The sequence below is a fragment of the Pseudomonas pichavaramensis genome (genome assembly GCF_050473265.1).
GTDB lineage: Bacteria > Pseudomonadota > Gammaproteobacteria > Pseudomonadales > Pseudomonadaceae > Aquipseudomonas.
On the sequence record NZ_JBJKFJ010000001.1, the window covers coordinates 426,128 to 443,960 of the forward strand.

Consider the following 17,833-nt stretch of genomic DNA (forward strand, 5'->3'; position numbering starts at 1 on the left):
CGCTCGACGGCGGTTTCGTTTTCACCTTAGAGACGCGCAACAAGCTCGCGATAGGGGCAGTTTTTGCCTTTGTTCTGGCCAGCGGCGATGGCGCGCTACTTGCTACGTTTGAAGGTTGTCGCCTGATTGGGAAACGCCATGATCGATCATTTCTACCACCTCGATTTCGACCGTCAGCGCGGCCTTCAGGAGCAGCTTCGCGAGTCGCTGGTGTCGGCCATTCTCGGTGGTGGCTTCCCGGCTGACGAGCCGCTGCCATCGTGCCGCAAGCTCTCCCAGCAGCTCTCTGTGTCGCGCAATACCGTGGCGCTGGTGTACGAGAGCCTGCTCGACAACGGCTACCTGATCAGCCGGCCGCGCAGCGGCTATTACCTGCATCCGGATTACTGTGGGCAGGCCGGTGATGCCGTGTTACGCATGACGCCTCTGAGTAAGCCGGAGCCATCCGATGACAGTGGTGCCGCGACTGCCCCGGATTGGGCCGCGCGCTTTCGCATGCAGCCCAGTTTGAAGCACGGCGTATTGCGCCCGAGCAACTGGAGCCGTTTCACCTATCCCTTCATTTACGGCCAGCCGATCAGTGAGCTGTTCCCGCTCGAACGCTGGCGCGAGGTGTCACGCAAGAATCTGAGTGGCGAGCGCGACCAGAGCTGGCTGGGCGACCATTTCGACCGGGACGATGAGCAACTGATCGAGCAACTGCGCACCCGCGTGCTGCCCAAGCGTGGCATCTGGGCGCGTGCCGACGAGATCCTGGTCACCCTTGGTTCGCAGAATGCTCTTTATCTACTGGCCAGTCTGTTGATGGCGCGCGGGGTACGCGTGGCCATGGAGAACCCGGGGTTTCGCGATGCGGCGAGCATTTTCGACCTGCACGGCGCCAAGGTGCATCTGCAGGATGTCGATGACCAGGGACTCGTGGTGGACCAGCGCCTGGATGACTGTCAGTACCTCTACGTGACGCCGGGCCATCAGGTGCCCACTGGCGTGGCCATGAGCGCGGCGCGGCGAGACGAGTTGCTGCGGCAGATTCGCCAGCACGACCAGGTGCTGATCGAGGATGACTACGACGCCGAATTCAACCTCGACAACCATCCACTGCCGGCGCTCAAGGCCAGCGACAGCAGTGGTCGGGTGATCTACATGAGCAGCCTGTCCAAGGCCTTCTCGCCGGGTCTGCGCATCGGCTATCTGGTCGCCGATGCCGAACTGATCGACGAGCTACGCGCATTGCGCCGGCTGATGTATCGCCACCCGCCGCTGAACAACCAGCGCATGCTCGCCGACTTTCTCGCCCAGGGGCATTACGACGCGCATTTGCGGCGTTTTCGCGAGGAGCATTGCCGGCGCCGCGAGCTGCTTTATCAGGCCCTGCGCAGTGACCTCGGTGAATGCCAGCCGATGGGCAGCCCGGGCGCCAGCGCCTGCTGGCTGGCCGCACCTGCGGGCATCGACACGCAGCGGCTGGCCTGGGCGGCGGCGCAGCACAGCGTGCTGATCGAGTCCGGTGCGCAGTTCTTCCTCGGCGACGGCCCTGCGCCGACCCACTTCATGCGTCTGGGCTTTCATGCCATCGACGCCGAGCGCATCCGTCCGGGTGTGCAGAAGCTGGGCGAGGTGTTGGCGGGGTTGTGAAGGGCGGTCGCGGCTAAAGCCCCTCCCACAAACGCCCCGTGACACTGTGGGAGGGGCTTCAGCCGCGACGGTTATCAGGCGGCGCTGTAGGAGCCGGCTTGCCGGCGATGTGCCGAGATCGCCCGCAAGCGGGCTCCTACATAAGGGCTATGGCGTCAGCCGAAACGCGGCGCGAACAGGGCGAACACCTCGTCGAAGATCGCCAGCGCCTCGTTCACCTGTGCGGCGCTGACGATGCATGGCGGCACCACGTGGATACGGTTTTCCACCACGAAGCTGAGCAGGCCGCGCGCGGTCAACGCTGCTTTCATCTCCTGCATCACTGCTGCCGGCATCGGCGTTTTCAGGCGCACGTCGCTGACGAACTCCAGCGCCCAGAACAGACCGACGCCACGCGCCTCACCGATCATCGGGTAGCGTTCGGCGAGCTTCTGCAAGCCCGGGCCAAGTACCTGTGCGCCGATATCGCGGGCGTTCTCCACCATGCCTTCCTCGCTCATGGCGTCCAGGGTGGCGACGATGGCGGCCATGGCCAGCGGGTGGCCGGAGTAGGTCAGGCCGCCAGGGAAGAAGTTCGTGTCGAAGTAGGCGCAGATCGGCTGGGAGATCATCACCCCGCCGGCTGGCACGTACCCGGAATTGACGCCCTTGGCGAAGACGATCAGGTCCGGCACCACATCGAAGTGTTCCAGTGCCAGCCAGCTGCCGGTACGGCCAAAACCAGCCATCACCTCGTCGCAGATCAGCAGGATGCCGAACTCGTCGGCCAGTTTGCGCACACCCTGCATGTAGCCTTTGGGCGGTACCAGAATGCCGGCGGTGCCGGGGATGCTTTCCAGCAGGATTGCGGCAATCGCGCCTGGGCCTTCGCATTCGATCACCCGGCGCAGATGCTGCAGGGCGCGCGCGCATTCCTCCTCCTCGTTCGCCGCGTTGAACTCGCTGCGGTACAGGTAGGGGTTGAAGAAATGCACATGACCACGGGCGTATTCGTTGGGCACCCGGCGCGGATCACCGGTGGCGACGATGGCCGCACCGGTGCTGCCATGGTAGGAGCGGTAGGCGGAGAGAATCTTGTCGCGGCCGGTGTACAGGCGCGCCATGCGCATGGCGTTTTCGTTGGCATCGGCACCGGCGTTGGTGAAGAACACCTTGGAGAAACCGGCCGGGGCGCGGGCGAGGATGCGCTTGGCGGCCTCGCCACGCATCAGGTTGGCGGTGGCCGGGGCGATGGTCACCAGGCTGCTGGCCTGCTCCTGAATGGCGGCGATGACCTTGGGGTGCTGATGGCCGATGTTGGTGTTGACCAGCTGGCTGCTGAAGTCGAGATAGCGCTTGCCGTAGTAGTCCCACAGGGTGCAGCCCTCGCCGCCGGCGATCACCAGCGGGTTGAGGGCGCCCTGGGTCGACCAGGAATGGAAGACGTGCTGGCGGTCCAGATCGTGGACGTACTGGTTGCTGATCGATGTGCTCATGATGACCTCAGACTGGCCGTTGCAGATGGCCTCACCATAGGAACAAAGCAGCGTTGTGCCGTAGGGCCAGATGCTGCCCGTCAGCGAGTCAGAGCCGCTGGCTCATCGGCGCGGGGCAACTGTCCCTAGGCAGGCATCGCGTGCGCGCTAGGCTGTAGCCATCGGTTCAAGGAGTGGCGCATATGGCTCACGCATTTCAGATCAACACCGCCCCGGTGGCGTCCGCAACGGGGCTCGACAGCCCGGCCATTGCCCAGGCGCGCATCGACCTGGCGGCCTGCTTTCGTATGGCGGCGCAGCTGGGCATGGGCGAGGGCATCTGCAATCACTTTTCCGTGGTGGTGCCGGGGCGGCCTGACCTGTTTCTGGTCAACCCCTATGGGCTGGCGTTTGCCGAGGTCACGGCGTCGTCGCTGCTGATCTGCGATTTCGACGGCCATGTGCTGCTGGGCGAGGGGCGTCCGGAGGCCACGGCGTTCTTCATCCATGCTCAGTTGCATCGCCTGCATCCGCGCGCCATGGCGGCGTTCCATACGCATATGCCGCATGCCACGGCGCTGTGTATGCTGGAAGGCGAGCCTTTCGTCTGGGCCGGGCAGACGGCGTTGAAGTTCTACGAACGCCTGGCGGTGGACGAGGACTATCAGGGCCTGGCACTGGATTACGCGGAAGGCGAGCGTATCGCCCGTGCGGCGGGTAACGCCGATGTGCTGATGCTGAAGAACCACGGCCCGCTGGTGCTGGGGCCGAGCATCGCCGAGGCCTGGGATGATCTCTACTACCTGGAGCGCGCCGCCGAGGTGCAGCTCAAGGCCATGGCCAGCGGCCGGCCGCTGAAGGCCGTCTCGGCAGAGATCGCCAGCGCCGCCTGCCGGCAGATGCTGCAGGGCAATGCCGAGAGCGCACATCTGCACCTGGAAAGCGTGAAGCGTCAGTTGCTGCGTGAGGGGTCTGATTTCGCCGGGTAGCGGATCTCTGTGGGAGGAGCTTCAGCGGCGAGCAAAGCTGTCGCGGCTGAAGCTCCTCCCACAGGGGCGCTCGTCAGATCGCCACCAGGCCGCGTACGCCTTCGGCTTCCATGTTCTCGCCGCGGCCTTGCTGGACGATCTCGCCACGGCTCATCACCAGGTACTGGTCGGCCAGTTCGGCGGCGAAGTCGTAGAACTGTTCGACCAGCAGGATGGCCATGTCGCCACGGGCGGCGAGCTTCTTGATCACCGCGCCGATCTCCTTGATCACCGAGGGCTGGATGCCCTCGGTGGGCTCGTCGAGGATCAGCAGGCGCGGCTGGCTGGCCAGTGCGCGGCCGATGGCCAGCTGCTGCTGCTGGCCGCCGGAGAGATCGCCGCCACGGCGGTGTTTCATCTCGCGCAGCACCGGGAACAGTTCGTAGATGAACTCCGGCACCACCTTGGCCTGGCTGCCGGGAAAGCGTGACAGGCCCATCAGCAGGTTTTCTTCCACGGTTAGGCGGCCAAATATCTCGCGGCCCTGTGGCACGTAGGCGATACCGGCGTGTACGCGCTGGTGCGGTTTGAAGCCGGTGATGGCCTTGCCCTCCCATTGCACGCTGCCGTCCTTGGCCGGGATCAGTCCCATCAGGCATTTGAGCAGGGTGGTCTTGCCCACGCCGTTGCGGCCGAGCAGGCAGGTGACCTCGCCGACCTTCACGTCGAACGACAGGCCACGCAGGATGTGGCTGCCGCCGTAGTATTGGTGGAGTTGTTGGACTTGCAGCATATCGATGTCCTTAAGCATGCGGTGCGCGCGGCGCACCCTACGGATAAACCGCGTCGGGTAGGGTGCGCCGTGCGCACCGACTGTCAGCGACCCAGATAAACCTCGATTACCCGCTCGTCATTCTGTACCTGCTCCAGCGAGCCTTCGGCCAGCACGCTGCCCTGGTGCAACACGGTGACGTGGTCGGCGATCGAACCGACGAAGCCCATGTCGTGCTCGACCACCATCAGCGAGTGCTTGCGCGCCAGCGACTTGAACAGCTCGGCAGTGAACTCGGTTTCGGCGTCGGTCATGCCCGCTACTGGTTCGTCGAGCAGCAGCAGGTGCGGCTCCTGCATCAGCAGCATGCCGATCTCGAGAAACTGCTTCTGGCCATGGGAGAGCAGGCCGGCCGAGCGGTTGCGCGAGGCGTCCAGGCGGATGGTGGTGAGCACTTCCTCGATGCGGTCCTTCTGCTCACCGCTGAGTCTGGCGCGCAGGCTGGCCCACACCGATTTGTTGGTCTTCTGCGCCAGCTCCAGGTTTTCGAATACGGAGAGTGCCTCGAATACCGTGGGTTTCTGGAACTTGCGACCGATACCGGCCTGGGCAATTTCCACCTCGCTCATGGCGGTCAGGTCGTACTGTTCGCCGAAGTAGGCCACGCCATTGTCCGGGCGGGTCTTGCCGGTGATCACGTCCATCATGGTGGTCTTGCCGGCGCCGTTGGGGCCAATGATGCAACGCAACTCGCCGACGCCGATGTACAGGGTCAGGTCGGTCAGCGCGCGAAAGCCATCGAAGCTGACGTTGATGTCTTCCAGGGTGAGGATGGTGCCATGACGGACGTTGACGCCTTTGCCGACGCTTTTGCCGGTGTCCAGCGCCTGGCCGGTAGGGTCAAAAGCGGCTTCGAGCATGGTTTCGGGTACCGGAGTGGCTCTCATTGATCCTTCTCCTTCTTCAACAGGCCAATCACTCCCTTGGGCAGGAACAGGGTGACGACGATGAACAACGCGCCCAGGGCGAACAACCAGTATTCGGGGAAGGCCACGGTGAACCAGCTCTTCATGCCGTTGACCAGGCCGGCGCCGAGCAGCGGGCCGATCAGCGTGCCACGGCCGCCGAGAGCGACCCATACGGCCGCTTCGATGGACTGCGTAGGGGCCATTTCGCTGGGGTTGATGATGCCGACCTGCGGCACGTACAGCGCGCCGGCCAGGCCGCACAACACTGCACTCAGCACCCAGATGAACAGCTTGTAGCCGCGCGGATCGTAACCGCAGAACATCAGGCGGTTCTCGGCGTCACGCAATGCAGTGAGCACCCGGCCGAACTTGCTGCGCGCCAGGCGAAAGCCCAGGTACAGGCTGGCGACCAGCAGCAGTACGGTGGCGAAGAACAGCGTGGCGCGAGTGCCCTGGCCGGTGATGTCGAAGCCGAGGATGCGGGTGAAACCGGTAAAGCCATTATTGCCGCCGAAGCCGGTCTCGTTGCGGAAGAACAGGAGCATACCGGCGAAGGTCAGCGCCTGGGTCATGATCGAGAAGTACACACCCTTGATCCGCGAGCGGAAGGCGAAGAAGCCGAACACCAGGGCCAGCAGGCCGGGCGCCAGTACCACCAGGCACATGGCCCAGAGGAAGCTGGAGGTGCCGTACCAGTACCAGGGCAGCTCGTTCCAGGCGAGGAAGCTCATGAACGCCGGCAGGCCATCGCCAGCGGCTTCGCGAATCAGGTACATGCCCATGGCGTAGCCGCCGAGGGCGAAGAACAGACCATGGCCCAGCGACAACATGCCGGCGTAACCCCAGACCAGATCCAGCGCCAGGGCGACGATGGCGTAGCAGAGGATCTTGCCGACCAGGGTCAGGCTGTAGGCCGTCACGTGCAGGGCATGCTCGGCCGGCAGCAGGTGCAGCAACGGCATGGCCAGCAGTACCGCCAGCACCAGCAGGCCGACGGCGATGGATACGCGGGGGCCGAGCTTGGCGCTGGCGCGGGCCAGTAGCGTTTGATTTATCGCGTTCATCAGTCGATCACCCGTCCTTTGAGAGCGAAGAGGCCTTGCGGACGCTTCTGGATGAACAGAATGATCAGCGCGAGGATAAGGATCTTGCCGAGCACGGCACCGATCTGCGGTTCGAGGAACTTGTTCACCACACCCAAGCCGAAGGCGGCCAGCACGCTGCCGGCCAGTTGGCCGACGCCGCCGAGCACTACCACCAGGAAGGAGTCGATGATGTAGCTCTGGCCGAGGTCAGGGCCGACGTTGCCGATCTGGCTGAGAGCGACACCGCCGAGGCCAGCGATACCCGAACCGAGACCGAAGGCCATCATGTCCACGCGGCCGGTGGGCACGCCGCAGCAGGCAGCCATGTTGCGATTCTGCGTCACGGCGCGCACGTTCAGGCCCAGACGCGTCTTGTTCAGCAGCAGCCAGGTCAGCAGCACGACGAACAGCGCGAAGCCGATGATGACGATGCGGTTGTAGGGCAGCACCAGATTCGGCAGCACCTGCACACCGCCGGACAGCCAGGCGGGGTTGGCCACTTCGACGTTCTGCGCGCCGAAGGTGACGCGTACCAGCTGGATCAGAATCAGGCTGATGCCCCAGGTGGCCAGCAGGGTTTCCAGCGGGCGGCCGTAGAGATGGCGGATCACTGTGCGCTCCAGCGCCATGCCGATGCAGGCAGTGACCACGAAGGCGATGGGCAGCGCCGCCAGCGGATAGAGTTCCAGGTAGCCGGGGGCGAGTTTCTGAAAGGCCAGCTGCACCACGTAGGTGGTATAGGCGCCGAGCATCAGCATCTCGCCGTGGGCCATGTTGATCACCCCGAGCAGGCCGAAGGTGATGGCCAGGCCGAGCGCTGCGAGCAGCAGGATCGAACCCAGCGACAGGCCGCTGAAGGCCTGGCCGAGCAGTTCGCCGATCAGCAGTTTTTTCTTCACCTGGGCCAGGCTTTGCTCGGCTGCGGCGCGCACGTTGGCATCGCTTTCATCGCCATCGAGCAGGCTCTGCAGACGAGTACGGGCCAGCGGATCGCCGGTTTGCCCCAGGCGTTTGACGGCAGCCAGACGCACGGCTGGATCCGCGTCGCTCAGTTGCAGGTTGGCCAGCGCCAGGGTGATGGCGTCCTGCACGGCTTCGTCCGCTTCGATGCTCAGGCGGCTTTCCAGCAGGGGCAGCAGGTTGGGCGGGGTGTTGCGTTGAAGTTGCTGGGCCGCTTCCAGGCGCACGGCCGCGGTATCGTCGAGCAACTGATGGCTGGCGACGGCCACGCCGATCAGGCCGCGCAGGCGGTTGTTCAGGCGCAGCTTGCGCGGTGTGCCGTTGGCTTCACCCTCACCAGCGGCGGCTTGCCAGGTGCCGTCCTGATCGATGAAGGCGCGTTTGTCGGCGTCGCTGGCGACACGGCCCTGCTGCAGGGCCTGCAGCAGCGGCATGCGCTCGAGGGTGGGGGCTGCAGCCCAGCTTTGCAGAAGCTTGGCCTGCTTGCTGGCGTTGGCTGCGGCGAAATCGTCAGCCTCGCTGGCGGTCGCGGCCAGAGGCAGCAACAGCAGCAGGCTGAGGAGAATTCGGATAAGGGCAGTGGGCATAAGGTGTCCTTGGCGTAGCCCGGATGCAATCCGGGGTGAGCGTCCCGGATTGCATCCGGGCTACGGCGACCCTCTCCCCAGCCCTTTCCCCCTATTCATAAAAGAAAGGGGGGAGAGGGGACGGGCACGGTGCAGTGCATCGCTCCGTGCCGCTTGTCTCCCCTCGCCCGCATGCGGGAGAGGGGCCGGGGGAGAGGGGCTTGTGCCTTAGTTCGACTTCACCGGGGTGTCGGCTTTCTTGTCGTTGCCTTCGATGAAGGGGCTCCACGGCTGGGCGCGGATCGGGCCGTCGGTTTCCCAGACCACGGAGAACTGACCGTCATCCTGGATCTCGCCGATCATCACCGGCTTGTGCAGGTGGTGGTTCTTCTCGTCCATCTTCAGGGTGAAACCGCTCGGCGCGGCGAACTCCTGGCCGGCCATGGCTTCGCGCACCTTGTCGACATCGGTCGTGCCGGCTTTCTCGACGGCCTGTGCCCACATGTGGATGCCTACGTAAGTGGCTTCCATTGGGTCGTTGGTGACCACGGTGTCGGCGTTCGGCAGGCTCTTGGCCTTGGCGTAGGCTTTCCAGTCGGCGACGAACTTGTCGTTGACCGGGTTCTCCACGGACTGGAAGTAGTTCCAGGCCGCCAGGTGGCCGACCAGCGGTTTGGTGTCGATGCCACGCAGTTCTTCTTCACCCACGGAGAAGGCCACGACCGGTACTTCGGTGGCTTCCAGGCCCTGGTTGGCCAGTTCCTTGTAGAACGGTACGTTGGAGTCGCCGTTGACGGTGGAGACCACGGCAGTCTTGCCGCCCGCGGCGAATTTCTTGATGTTGGCGACGATGGTTTGATAGTCGCTGTGGCCGAAGGGGGTGTAGACCTCTTCGATGTCCTTGTCGGCGATGCCCTTGCTGTGCAGGAAGGCGCGCAGAATCTTGTTGGTGGTGCGCGGGTAGACGTAGTCGGTACCCAGCAGGAAGAAGCGCTTGGCGCCGCCGCCGTCTTCGCTGAGCAGGTATTCCACGGCTGGGATGGCCTGCTGGTTTGGCGCTGCACCGGTGTAGAACACGTTCGGCGACATCTCTTCACCTTCGTACTGCACCGGGTAGAACAGCAGGCCATTGAGTTCTTCGTAGACCGGCAGCACCGATTTGCGCGAGACCGAGGTCCAGCAGCCGAAGGTCACGGCGACCTTGTCCTGGGTCAGCAGCTGGCGACCACGCTCGGCGAACAGCGGCCAGTTCGACGCCGGGTCGACCACCACCGGTTCGAGTTGCTTGCCGAGTACACCGCCCTTGGCGTTGATCTCGTCGATGGTCATCAGCGCCATGTCTTTCAGCGACGTTTCGGAAATGGCCATGGTGCCGGACAGCGAGTGCAGGATGCCGACCTTGATGGTCTCGGCGGCCTGGATGGACCAGCTCAGGCCCATGGCGGCGATGGAAGCGGAAAGGGTAAAGGCCTTGATCAGGCTGCGACGTTGCATGGTGCGATCTCCATTCACAAGTGTGAGTAAGTGGACAGCGTTGTTATGGGTCATGCAGTGAAGGTCATGGCTCGGTTATGCCGGCATCTGCTCCACGCGTTGTCTGGCTGCGTAAAGCTTGTGCAAGGTGATCGAATGCACCTCTGCCTTGCTGACCTCTATATGGCTCTTGAGCAATTGCTGTGCCTCTTCTGAGTGATGAGTCAGGATTGCCTGAAGAATCTGCGCGTGCTCGGCGTAGGTCAGGTCGATACGTTGCGCCTGGGTGAAGTCCAGCCGCCTTAGAATGCGGATCTTCTCGCTGACCTCGCGGTGTACGCGGGCCATCTCGCGGTTACCGGCGGCTTCGAGCAACTGGCAGTGAAACGCCTCGTCGAGGCGTGAAACGGCTGCACCGTCTTGCAGTTGATCCTCTTTTTGCACTATCCAGGTGCGCTCCAGTTTCTGTAGTGCAGGCGGATGTTCGTCCGTGGGGCGTTGGCAAAGACGGCGTACGGCTTCCAGTTCGAGCACGATGCGCAGCTCGTACAGCTCGTCGAACAGGGCAAAGTCCAGCGGGCGCACCTGCCAGCCGCTGCGAAAGTGCACCTCGAGGAAGCCTTCGCGTTGCAGGCGATGCAGTGCCTGGCGCACCGGTGTACGACTGGCGCTCATGCGCTCGGCGATCTCGCCTTCGGAAAAGCGGTCGCCGGGCATCAGCCGGAACTCGAAGATGTCGTCCTTGAGCTGAGCGTAGATACGCTCAGCCAGGCTTGGTGGACGCGGGCTGGTACGCGACATCGGCGAACTCAGGCCTTGGTGCTGGCGATAAAGGCTCGCCAGCCGCCGAAGTGGGTGATGTCGCGCGCGCTGTCCAGCGCATAGGGCTCGCAGATGAAGCCCTTGACCCAGCGGCCGTCGGCCAGCTCCAGGTTGCCGATGCCCAGTGGCGGTGGAATCTCAGCGACGAACTCGCCGAAGCGCGCCTGCGGTACGTCCCACAGTTCGACGATGATCTCGGCGCCATCCTCGGCAACCCGCGCCAGGCCTGGCTTGGGTGGCACCGTTCCGGGCAGAGCGTAGAGGCGGTAGTTGGCGCTGCTGGTGGTCTGTTCCACGAGTACCGCATCGCGGCTGGTGAGCTGGAAGTTCAGCGGCATGCCGGTCAGGTGTGCGCCGACCACGGCGACACGGATGCTGCCCGGTGCTGGTTTGCTGCTCACCTGTTGAGCCGGTAGCGACTTGCCGGTGGCGCCCAGCGGCAGAGCGACGGCCTGCTGCCAGCGCTGGCCGAAGGCGGCCAGCGCCTGGTCGTGCCAGGCCGGGGCGATCAGGGTGATGCCGGCTGGCAGACCATCGGCACGCAGGCCTGCCGGTAAGGCCAGGGCCGACAGGTCGGCGAGGTTGGTGAAGTTGGTGTAGGTGCCGAACTGGCTGTTGTACAGCACCGGTTCGACGTCCATCTCGGCCAGGGTGCGGATGGTCGGCGAGGTCGGCACCACCATGGCGTCGAAGCCGGCCAGGGCGTCGTTGATCACACGGCTCAGTTCAGCGCGGATGTACTCGGCCTTGTAGGCGTCGCAGGCGCTGTACTTGTGACCGTTGTCGACGATACCGCGCACCACCGGGTTGATGTGTTCGGGGTTCACGCCTTCCACCGCGACGGTGCGTTCGGCGACCCTAGGGCCGTAGTAAAGCTGCTCGGCCAGCTGCTGGAAGGGGGTGAAATCGATCTCCACCAGCTCGGCGCCCAGTTCGCGCAGTTTGCCCAGGGCGGTTTCATAGACGGCCTGGTTCTGGCTGTCGCCGAAGAACTCGGGGTTGCCCGGCACTGCCAGGCGTGGTTTGGCAGGCATGCCGACCTTGGCGTTGTTCGGGTTCTGGCGGCTGTAGGCATCGGCGGCGTCATAGCCGCCGGCGATGTTGGCCACTGCAAGCGCATCGCTGACGGTCAGGGCGAACACCGAGATGCAGTCCAGCGTGCGGCAAGCCGGCACCAGGCCGGTGTTGGGCAGCCAGCCCTTGGTCGGCTTGAGCCCGACGATATTGTTGAAGCCTGCCGGCACGCGGCCGGAGCCGGCAGTGTCGGTGCCCAGAGAGAAGGGCACCAGGCCGCGTGCGACCACGCTGGCCGAGCCGGAGCTGGACCCGCCGCTGACGTAATCCGGGTTGAAGCTGTTGGGCACCGCACCGTGCGGCGAGCGCGTGCCGACCAAACCAGTAGCGAACTGGTCGAGGTTGGTCTTGCCGATGAGGATGGCGCCGGCAGCGCGCAGGCGTGCGACCACGGTGGCATCGGCCTTGGCCGTGTAGGCGAACTCGGGGCAGGCGGCGGTGGTCGGCCAGCCGGCAGCGTCGATATTGTCCTTGATGGCGAAGGGCACGCCGTACAGTGGCAGCTTGCTGTTGTCGCCTGCTACGCCCTCCAGCGCGCTGGCCAGGGCAGCGAGTTGAGCGTTGAGCTGGGCTTCACTGGCCAGGGCGATCCAGGCGTTGTCGTCAGCGCGCAGTTCCCGGCGCAGGGCGTGCAGCAGTTCGGCAGGCGATTGGCCGTCGCGGTAGGCCTGTTGCCACTGCACGAGGGTGAAAGCGATCGGGGTGTTGAACATGCTTTGAGATTCCATCTTGTATCCAAGTTAGGATCGTCAGAGCAATGTGAATGCCAGTTTCTTATAAAGTCTTTTATTTCATGTGGTTAGGTGATTTTTGAGATTGCGGGCAGGAGCGCCGTCGAGGAGAGGTGCACCGTGCTGGGGCCGCGCTGTAAGCGGATGGTGCATGGATCGGCGGGTGCGCATAGCGCACCCTACGGGATCGTCGGGCCTGCAGGCGTGCGGTAGGGTGCGCCATGCGCACCGAGGGCTCGAAGCTCGCCGTCTTACGGCACCAGGTAATTCTTCACCCCGGTAAAGATGATCTGCGCGGCGAGAGCGCAGACGAACAGGCCCATCAGGCGGCTGACGATCTGCAGGCCCTGCTCGCCGAGCAGGCGCTCGAACTGGTTGGACAGGTACAGCACCACGCCCACGGTGAGGCTGGCGAGAAAGATCGCCGCCACGGCTACCAGCTTGTCATCCCAGTGCGGCTGGCTGGCGCCCATCAACAGCAGGGCGCCGATGGTGCCGGGGCCGACGGTGAGCGGAATGGTCAGCGGCACGATGGTGACGTCCTGCTGCACATTGTCGCTCTGCACCGCCGACTTGCCCTGGGCCATGCCCAGGGCAGAGATGAACAGCACCGAGCCGGCACCGATACGGAAGGCATCGATGGTGATGCCGAACAGGGTGAAGATGTGTTTGCCGAACAAGTACAGCAGCACGCTGGCGATCAGTGTGGCCAGCGCCACCTTCCAGGCCAGGCGTTTGCGCTCCTTGAGGGTGTAGCCGCGGCTCAGGCCGATGAAGCAGGAGAGGACGAAGAAGGGGCTATAGAGCACCAGCATCTTCAGGTACAGGCTGAACAACTCGGATGCCATGGTGGCAGGCTCGCAGAAAGGCAGGGAAGGTAAAGAGGACGATCAGTGTGGCAGCGCGTCACGCTGACGGCGTAGTTCGCGTTCGGCAATCCAGTGTTCGATCAGATCACGCAACTGTGAAAGCTCCACCGGCTTGGACATGTGACCGTCCATACCCACGGCACGGGCGCGCTCCTTGTGCTCGCTGAGGATATGCGCGGTCAGCGCCACCACCGGGGTGCGCGGGCGCTGTTCGCTCTGTTCCCAGGCGCGCAGCTGTTCGGTGGCAGAGAAACCGTCGAGTACCGGCATTTCGCAGTCCATCAGCACCAGGTCGTAGGGCTGCGCCTTGATTGCGCTGAGGGCTTCCTCGCCGTTGCTGGCCGTATCCGGCTTCAGGTTGAGCTTGCCGAGCATGCCGCGGATCACCTTGGTGGAGATGCTGTTGTCTTCGGCCACCAGGATGCGGAAGTCGGCCGGTACGTTCAGCGGCGCACTCACCGGTGTGGGGGCGGCTTGCGCGGGGGTGTCGTTGGGGCGTTGCGCCAGTTCGTCGGCCAGGGTGGTCTTGAGCGTGTAGCCGGCTACCGGTTTGGCCAGGATGCGCTTGATCCCAGCGTTACGCGCAATCACCTTGCTCGGCGCATTGCTGATACCGGTGAGCATGATGACCAGAATGTCGTGATTGAGGCTGGGGTCTTCCTTGATCTTCGCCGCCAGTTGCATGCCGGTCATGCCAGGCATGTCCTGATCGAGCAGCACCGCATCGAAGTATTCGCGCATGTGCGCCTTGGTACGCAGCAGGGCCAGGGCCTCCTTGCCGGAAGGCACGGCGCTGACCTGCATGCCCCAGGCGTTGCATTGCTGCATGAGTACCTTGCGGCAGGTGTCGTTGTCGTCCACTACCAGCAGGCGTGCGCCCTGCAGCGGGCTGTCCAGATCGGTTTCCGGTTGTTCCAGGCGCGCGGCGTCCAGCGGCAGGGTCAGCCACAGGGTGGTGCCCTGGTTGCCGCTGCCCTGGATGCCGAACTCGCCGCCCATCAGACGCACTAGCTGGCGCGCGATGATCAGGCCGAGGCGCCCGCCCAGGCGGGTGGCGGAGAGAAAGTCGCGGCTCTGCAATTCGGCGTTGAGCAGGGCATCGCGCTCCTCCGGGAGCAGCGGTCGGCCGCTGTCCTGTACGGCGACGCGCAGACGGTATTGACCATCGCTGCTATCCAGCGCGGCCACCAGCAGAATCTCGCCTTCATCGGTCTGCTTGAAGGCATTGTCCAGCAGGCTCAGCAGGGCTTGGCGCAGGCGGGTCGGGTCACCGCTTATCACCCGTGGCACTTGCGGCTGAATGAAGCTGATCAACTCGACCTTCTGCTGTTCGGCCTTGGCACGGAAAATATCCAGGCAGTCCTCGATCAGGGCTCCGAGGTCGAATTGCACGTCGTCCAGCTCGATCTGCCCGGATTCGAGCTTGGAAATATCGAGAATCTCGTTGATCAGGGTGAGCAGCTCATTGCCCGAGCTGTGGATGGTCTGCACATAGTCACGCTGTTTGGCTGACAGCGGCGTGCCCAGCAGCAGCTCGGTCATGCCCAGTACGCCGTTCATCGGCGTGCGGATCTCGTGGCTGATCTTGGCCAGGAATTCGGCCTTGGCGCGCAGCTCCGCGCTGCTGGCTGCCAGGGCAGTGCTTTCCTGCAGGGTGTCCTGCTGGATCTGTCGTTGGCGTTCGGTCAGCGATACGCTGAGGATCAGCCCGGCCAGCGTGGCGACGCTGAACACACCGAGTACCAGCCAGCCCGGGTTCAACTGATCGAAGCCGAGCAATATTGGTACGAAGAAGCCGAAGCCCAGGTTGAATACCAGCATGCCGACGGCAATCAGTCGTGCCGGTTGGTAGCCGGAGCGCCAGTGTAGAGCACTGACCAGCAACAGGTTGAGCGAGCTGAGGACCACCAGCAGGTAGACCAGCGAGCTGAACCAGAACAGGCCAGTGACGGCGATGCACAGCGCGTAGACCAATACCAATGCTGCGTTGCCCACCAGCAGACGGTTCAGTGGGTTGTTCTGGGCTGGGGTGCTGCGGAAGAAGCTCAGACCAAAAGCCAGAGCGCTGAAGGCAGCGAACAGCGCAGAAAGATCGGCGATCAGCGATTGGTTGTAACCCAGGCTGGGCAGCCACTGGGCAAATATGCCGAGGTTGGCCGACGAGCAGATGGCCAGACCGATGTTCACCCCGGCCAACCACAGCCCGCTAACGCTGCGGGTGTAGAGGAAGCGAATGAGGTTGTAGAGCGTCAGCAGCAGGAGTGCGCCGAAAAGCATGCCATAGAGGTAGGCGGGTTTCTCCAGGCTCACTAGCTCGGCCTGGTCCATCACCTTGAACCAAGTCATCAGTGGATGGTTGGAGGTCAGGCGCACATAAGCGACACGCATCTGACCATCGTTGGGCAGCGGCATCAGGTAGAAGCGCGAGGGCAACGGGCGCGAGTCCAGCGGCATGGCCTCGCCGGTATGCAGGTTCTGCTCGAGCTGCCCGTCTCTGAGCAGGTAGTAGTCCAGGTATTGGACGCGCGGCGAGAAGATCCACAGCCACACCGGTTCCTGCTGCGGGGCCAGTTCGGCTCTCAGCCAGACAGCGTGATCACTGGGAGGGAAGGTGAAGGACTGTTTGGACAGCGGTTTGAACTGCTGACGCTGGGCGCGAACTTCATCGAGGCCCAGTCGGGCGCTGGCGTCGACCAGGTAGGACCACGTCGCTGTGCTTGTCGGGCTTGCACCCGCACTTGCTGTGACGGCGAGGCCGAGCAGCAGCAAGCTGGCGATGAGTCCAATGGCAATCCTGAGCCGGCGCACGGGCAAGTCCTTCTATATAAGTGGCCGGATTATAGCCAAGCATTTGCTTGGGGGAATACGGTGCAGACCGGCTTTTTGTGACCTGTCATCCCTGACGGCCAGCCTTCGGGTCGCGGGCGGAACCAGCGTCAAAAAACGCACCCTGCGATTTTTTGTGACTCGCCAGACTAACTGGCAACGCGAGCGGCTTCGGGCGTTCCGCTATGACCTGATCGCCATGGCGGCTGACTTCCGAGCCGCCATGGCAGACCTGTGAGCGCGAGCCGCAAGCGGGTCTGTCAGCCAATCAGCCTTCACCACGTTCGCGGGCGATGGCGCGGTAGCCGATGTCGTTGCGGTGGAACATACCGCTCCAGCTGATCTTCTCGGCCAGGCGATAGGCCTGCTGCTGAGCGTCGGCAACGCTTGCGCCGATGGCGGTGGCGCAGAGTACACGGCCGCCGCTGGTGACGATCTGGCCGTCCTTCAGCGCGGTACCGGCGTGGAACACCTTGCCGTCGAGCTTGGCGGCTTCGTCCAGACCCTCGATCACTTCACCCTTGGCGTAGTCGCCTGGGTAGCCACCGGCGGCCAGCACCACGCCCACGGTCGGGCGCGGGTCCCAGGTCGCTTCGACCTTGTCCAGCGCCTTGGCCAGCGCGGCCTCGACCAGCAGCACCAGGGAGCTTTCCAGGCGGCACATGATCGGCTGGGTTTCCGGGTCGCCGAAGCGGCAGTTGAACTCGATGACCTTCGGCGCGCCGCTCTTGTCGATCATCAGGCCGGCGTAGAGGAAGCCGGTGTAGACGTTGCCCTCGGCCGCCATGCCGCGCACGGTCGGGTAGATCACTTCGTCCATGACGCGCTTGTGCACGTCGGCGGTGACCACCGGAGCCGGCGAGTAGGCGCCCATGCCGCCGGTGTTGGGGCCGGTGTCGCCGTCGCCAACGCGCTTGTGGTCCTGGCTGGTGGCCATCGGCAGGACGTTGTCGCCGTCGACCATGACGATGAAGCTGGCTTCTTCGCCGTCGAGGAATTCCTCGATCACCACGCGCGCGCCGGCGTCGCCGAAGGCGTTGCCGGAGAGCATGTCACGTACGGCTTCCTCGGCTTCCTCGAGGGTCATGGCGACGATCACGCCTTTACCAGCGGCCAGGCCGTCGGCCTTGATCACGATCGGCGCGCCCTGCTCGCGCAGGTAGGCCAGGGCCGGCTCGACTTCGGTGAAGTTCTGGTAGGCGGCGGTGGGGATGTTCTGGCGGGCCAGGAAGTCCTTGGTGAAGGCCTTGGAGCCTTCCAGCTGGGCAGCGGCGGCGGTGGGGCCGAAGATGTCCAGGCCGCGCTTGCGGAACAGGTCGACGACGCCTTTGACCAGCGGCGCTTCCGGGCCGACGATGGTCAGGGCGACGTTCTTCTCGGCGAAGTCCGCCAGTTGCTCGATGGCCAGCACGTCGATGGCGACGTTCTCGCACTTGGCTTCGACGGCGGTGCCGGCGTTGCCGGGGGCGACGAAGACTTTCTCGACGCGCTTGTCCTGCGCCACTTTCCAGGCCAGGGCGTGTTCACGACCGCCGCTGCCGATGATCAGTACGTTCATGGGGGTCTCCTGAGCGTAGCCCGGATGCAATCCGGGGCTTTCAATTAGGGCGTCCCCGGATTTCATCCGGGC

At 64.1% G+C, this 17,833-nt stretch carries 13 protein-coding genes; 2 read left to right on the top strand and 11 right to left on the bottom strand.

All coding sequences use genetic code 11. The features are described 5' to 3' along the window. Positions 1–138 precede the first annotated feature (138 nt). On the top strand, positions 139–1,635 hold the full coding sequence (gene pdxR / locus ACJRW5_RS01895) for a MocR-like pyridoxine biosynthesis transcription factor PdxR (RefSeq protein ID WP_484568840.1): 1,497 nt from the start codon (positions 139–141) through the stop codon (positions 1,633–1,635). A gap of 155 nt (positions 1,636–1,790) precedes the next feature. Here pdxR and ACJRW5_RS01900 read toward each other — a convergent pair whose 3' ends face one another. After that, positions 1,791–3,110 (bottom strand): aminotransferase class III-fold pyridoxal phosphate-dependent enzyme, encoded by a 1,320-nt coding sequence (locus tag ACJRW5_RS01900; protein WP_484568841.1) that lies wholly within the window; start codon positions 3,108–3,110, stop codon positions 1,791–1,793. Positions 3,111–3,292: 182 nt separating this feature from the next. Here ACJRW5_RS01900 and ACJRW5_RS01905 point away from each other — a divergent pair, with 182 nt between their 5' ends. Beyond that, entirely contained in the window at positions 3,293–4,078 is a 786-nt protein-coding gene (locus ACJRW5_RS01905) for an aldolase (protein WP_484568842.1), read from the top strand. A gap of 73 nt (positions 4,079–4,151) precedes the next feature. Here ACJRW5_RS01905 and urtE read toward each other — a convergent pair whose 3' ends face one another. From urtE to purD, 10 genes are all read right to left on the bottom strand, one after another. After that, positions 4,152–4,850, bottom strand: a complete 699-nt coding sequence (gene urtE, locus ACJRW5_RS01910; protein WP_484568843.1) for an urea ABC transporter ATP-binding subunit UrtE — start codon at positions 4,848–4,850, stop codon at positions 4,152–4,154. Between the two features lie 83 nt (positions 4,851–4,933). Continuing rightward, complete coding sequence (urtD, locus tag ACJRW5_RS01915; RefSeq protein WP_484568844.1) at positions 4,934–5,776, bottom strand: urea ABC transporter ATP-binding protein UrtD; 843 nt, start codon at positions 5,774–5,776, stop codon at positions 4,934–4,936. Then, complete coding sequence (gene urtC, locus ACJRW5_RS01920; RefSeq protein ID WP_484568845.1) at positions 5,773–6,861, bottom strand: urea ABC transporter permease subunit UrtC; 1,089 nt, start codon at positions 6,859–6,861, stop codon at positions 5,773–5,775. The genes urtD and urtC overlap by 4 nt, the downstream gene beginning before the upstream one ends. Next, positions 6,861–8,429 (bottom strand): urea ABC transporter permease subunit UrtB, encoded by a 1,569-nt coding sequence (gene urtB / locus ACJRW5_RS01925; RefSeq protein WP_484568846.1) that lies wholly within the window; start codon positions 8,427–8,429, stop codon positions 6,861–6,863. The genes urtC and urtB overlap by 1 nt, the downstream gene beginning before the upstream one ends. A 207-nt stretch (positions 8,430–8,636) precedes the next feature. Continuing rightward, entirely contained in the window at positions 8,637–9,902 is a 1,266-nt protein-coding gene (gene urtA / locus ACJRW5_RS01930) for an urea ABC transporter substrate-binding protein (RefSeq protein ID WP_484568847.1), read from the bottom strand. A gap of 75 nt (positions 9,903–9,977) precedes the next feature. Then, positions 9,978–10,682, bottom strand: coding sequence for a GntR family transcriptional regulator (locus tag ACJRW5_RS01935; protein ID WP_484568848.1), 705 nt, complete (start codon positions 10,680–10,682; stop codon positions 9,978–9,980). A gap of 8 nt (positions 10,683–10,690) precedes the next feature. Beyond that, positions 10,691–12,490 carry an allophanate hydrolase gene (gene atzF / locus ACJRW5_RS01940; protein WP_484568849.1) on the bottom strand — a complete coding sequence of 600 codons (1,800 nt, stop codon included), beginning with the start codon at positions 12,488–12,490 and terminating at the stop codon, positions 10,691–10,693. Positions 12,491–12,759: 269 nt separating this feature from the next. Continuing rightward, positions 12,760–13,356, bottom strand: coding sequence for a MarC family protein (locus ACJRW5_RS01945; protein ID WP_484568850.1), 597 nt, complete (start codon positions 13,354–13,356; stop codon positions 12,760–12,762). A 42-nt stretch (positions 13,357–13,398) separates the two neighbouring features. Further along, positions 13,399–16,185 carry a hybrid sensor histidine kinase/response regulator gene (locus ACJRW5_RS01950; RefSeq protein WP_484568851.1) on the bottom strand — a complete coding sequence of 929 codons (2,787 nt, stop codon included), beginning with the start codon at positions 16,183–16,185 and terminating at the stop codon, positions 13,399–13,401. A gap of 286 nt (positions 16,186–16,471) precedes the next feature. Next, a complete protein-coding gene (gene purD / locus ACJRW5_RS01955; RefSeq protein ID WP_484568852.1) occupies positions 16,472–17,761 on the bottom strand; it encodes a phosphoribosylamine--glycine ligase in 1,290 nt (429 codons plus the stop codon). Positions 17,762–17,833 lie beyond the last annotated feature (72 nt).

What these genes read in the sequence shown, in the direction of transcription:
- ACJRW5_RS01945 (WP_484568850.1), bottom strand. Translation starts at nt 13,356, where the DNA reads ATGGCATCCGAGTTGTTCAGCCTGTACCTGAAGATGCTGGTGCTCTAT.
- ACJRW5_RS01935 (WP_484568848.1), bottom strand. Translation starts at nt 10,682, where the DNA reads ATGTCGCGTACCAGCCCGCGTCCACCAAGCCTGGCTGAGCGTATCTAC.
- ACJRW5_RS01900 (WP_484568841.1), bottom strand. Translation starts at nt 3,110, where the DNA reads ATGAGCACATCGATCAGCAACCAGTACGTCCACGATCTGGACCGCCAG.
- urtD (WP_484568844.1), bottom strand. Translation starts at nt 5,776, where the DNA reads ATGAGAGCCACTCCGGTACCCGAAACCATGCTCGAAGCCGCTTTTGAC.
- ACJRW5_RS01905 (WP_484568842.1), top strand. Translation starts at nt 3,293, where the DNA reads ATGGCTCACGCATTTCAGATCAACACCGCCCCGGTGGCGTCCGCAACG.
- urtC (WP_484568845.1), bottom strand. Translation starts at nt 6,861, where the DNA reads ATGAACGCGATAAATCAAACGCTACTGGCCCGCGCCAGCGCCAAGCTC.
- atzF (WP_484568849.1), bottom strand. Translation starts at nt 12,490, where the DNA reads ATGTTCAACACCCCGATCGCTTTCACCCTCGTGCAGTGGCAACAGGCC.
- urtA (WP_484568847.1), bottom strand. Translation starts at nt 9,902, where the DNA reads ATGCAACGTCGCAGCCTGATCAAGGCCTTTACCCTTTCCGCTTCCATC.
- pdxR (WP_484568840.1), top strand. Translation starts at nt 139, where the DNA reads ATGATCGATCATTTCTACCACCTCGATTTCGACCGTCAGCGCGGCCTT.
- urtE (WP_484568843.1), bottom strand. Translation starts at nt 4,850, where the DNA reads ATGCTGCAAGTCCAACAACTCCACCAATACTACGGCGGCAGCCACATC.
- urtB (WP_484568846.1), bottom strand. Translation starts at nt 8,429, where the DNA reads ATGCCCACTGCCCTTATCCGAATTCTCCTCAGCCTGCTGCTGTTGCTG.
- purD (WP_484568852.1), bottom strand. Translation starts at nt 17,761, where the DNA reads ATGAACGTACTGATCATCGGCAGCGGCGGTCGTGAACACGCCCTGGCC.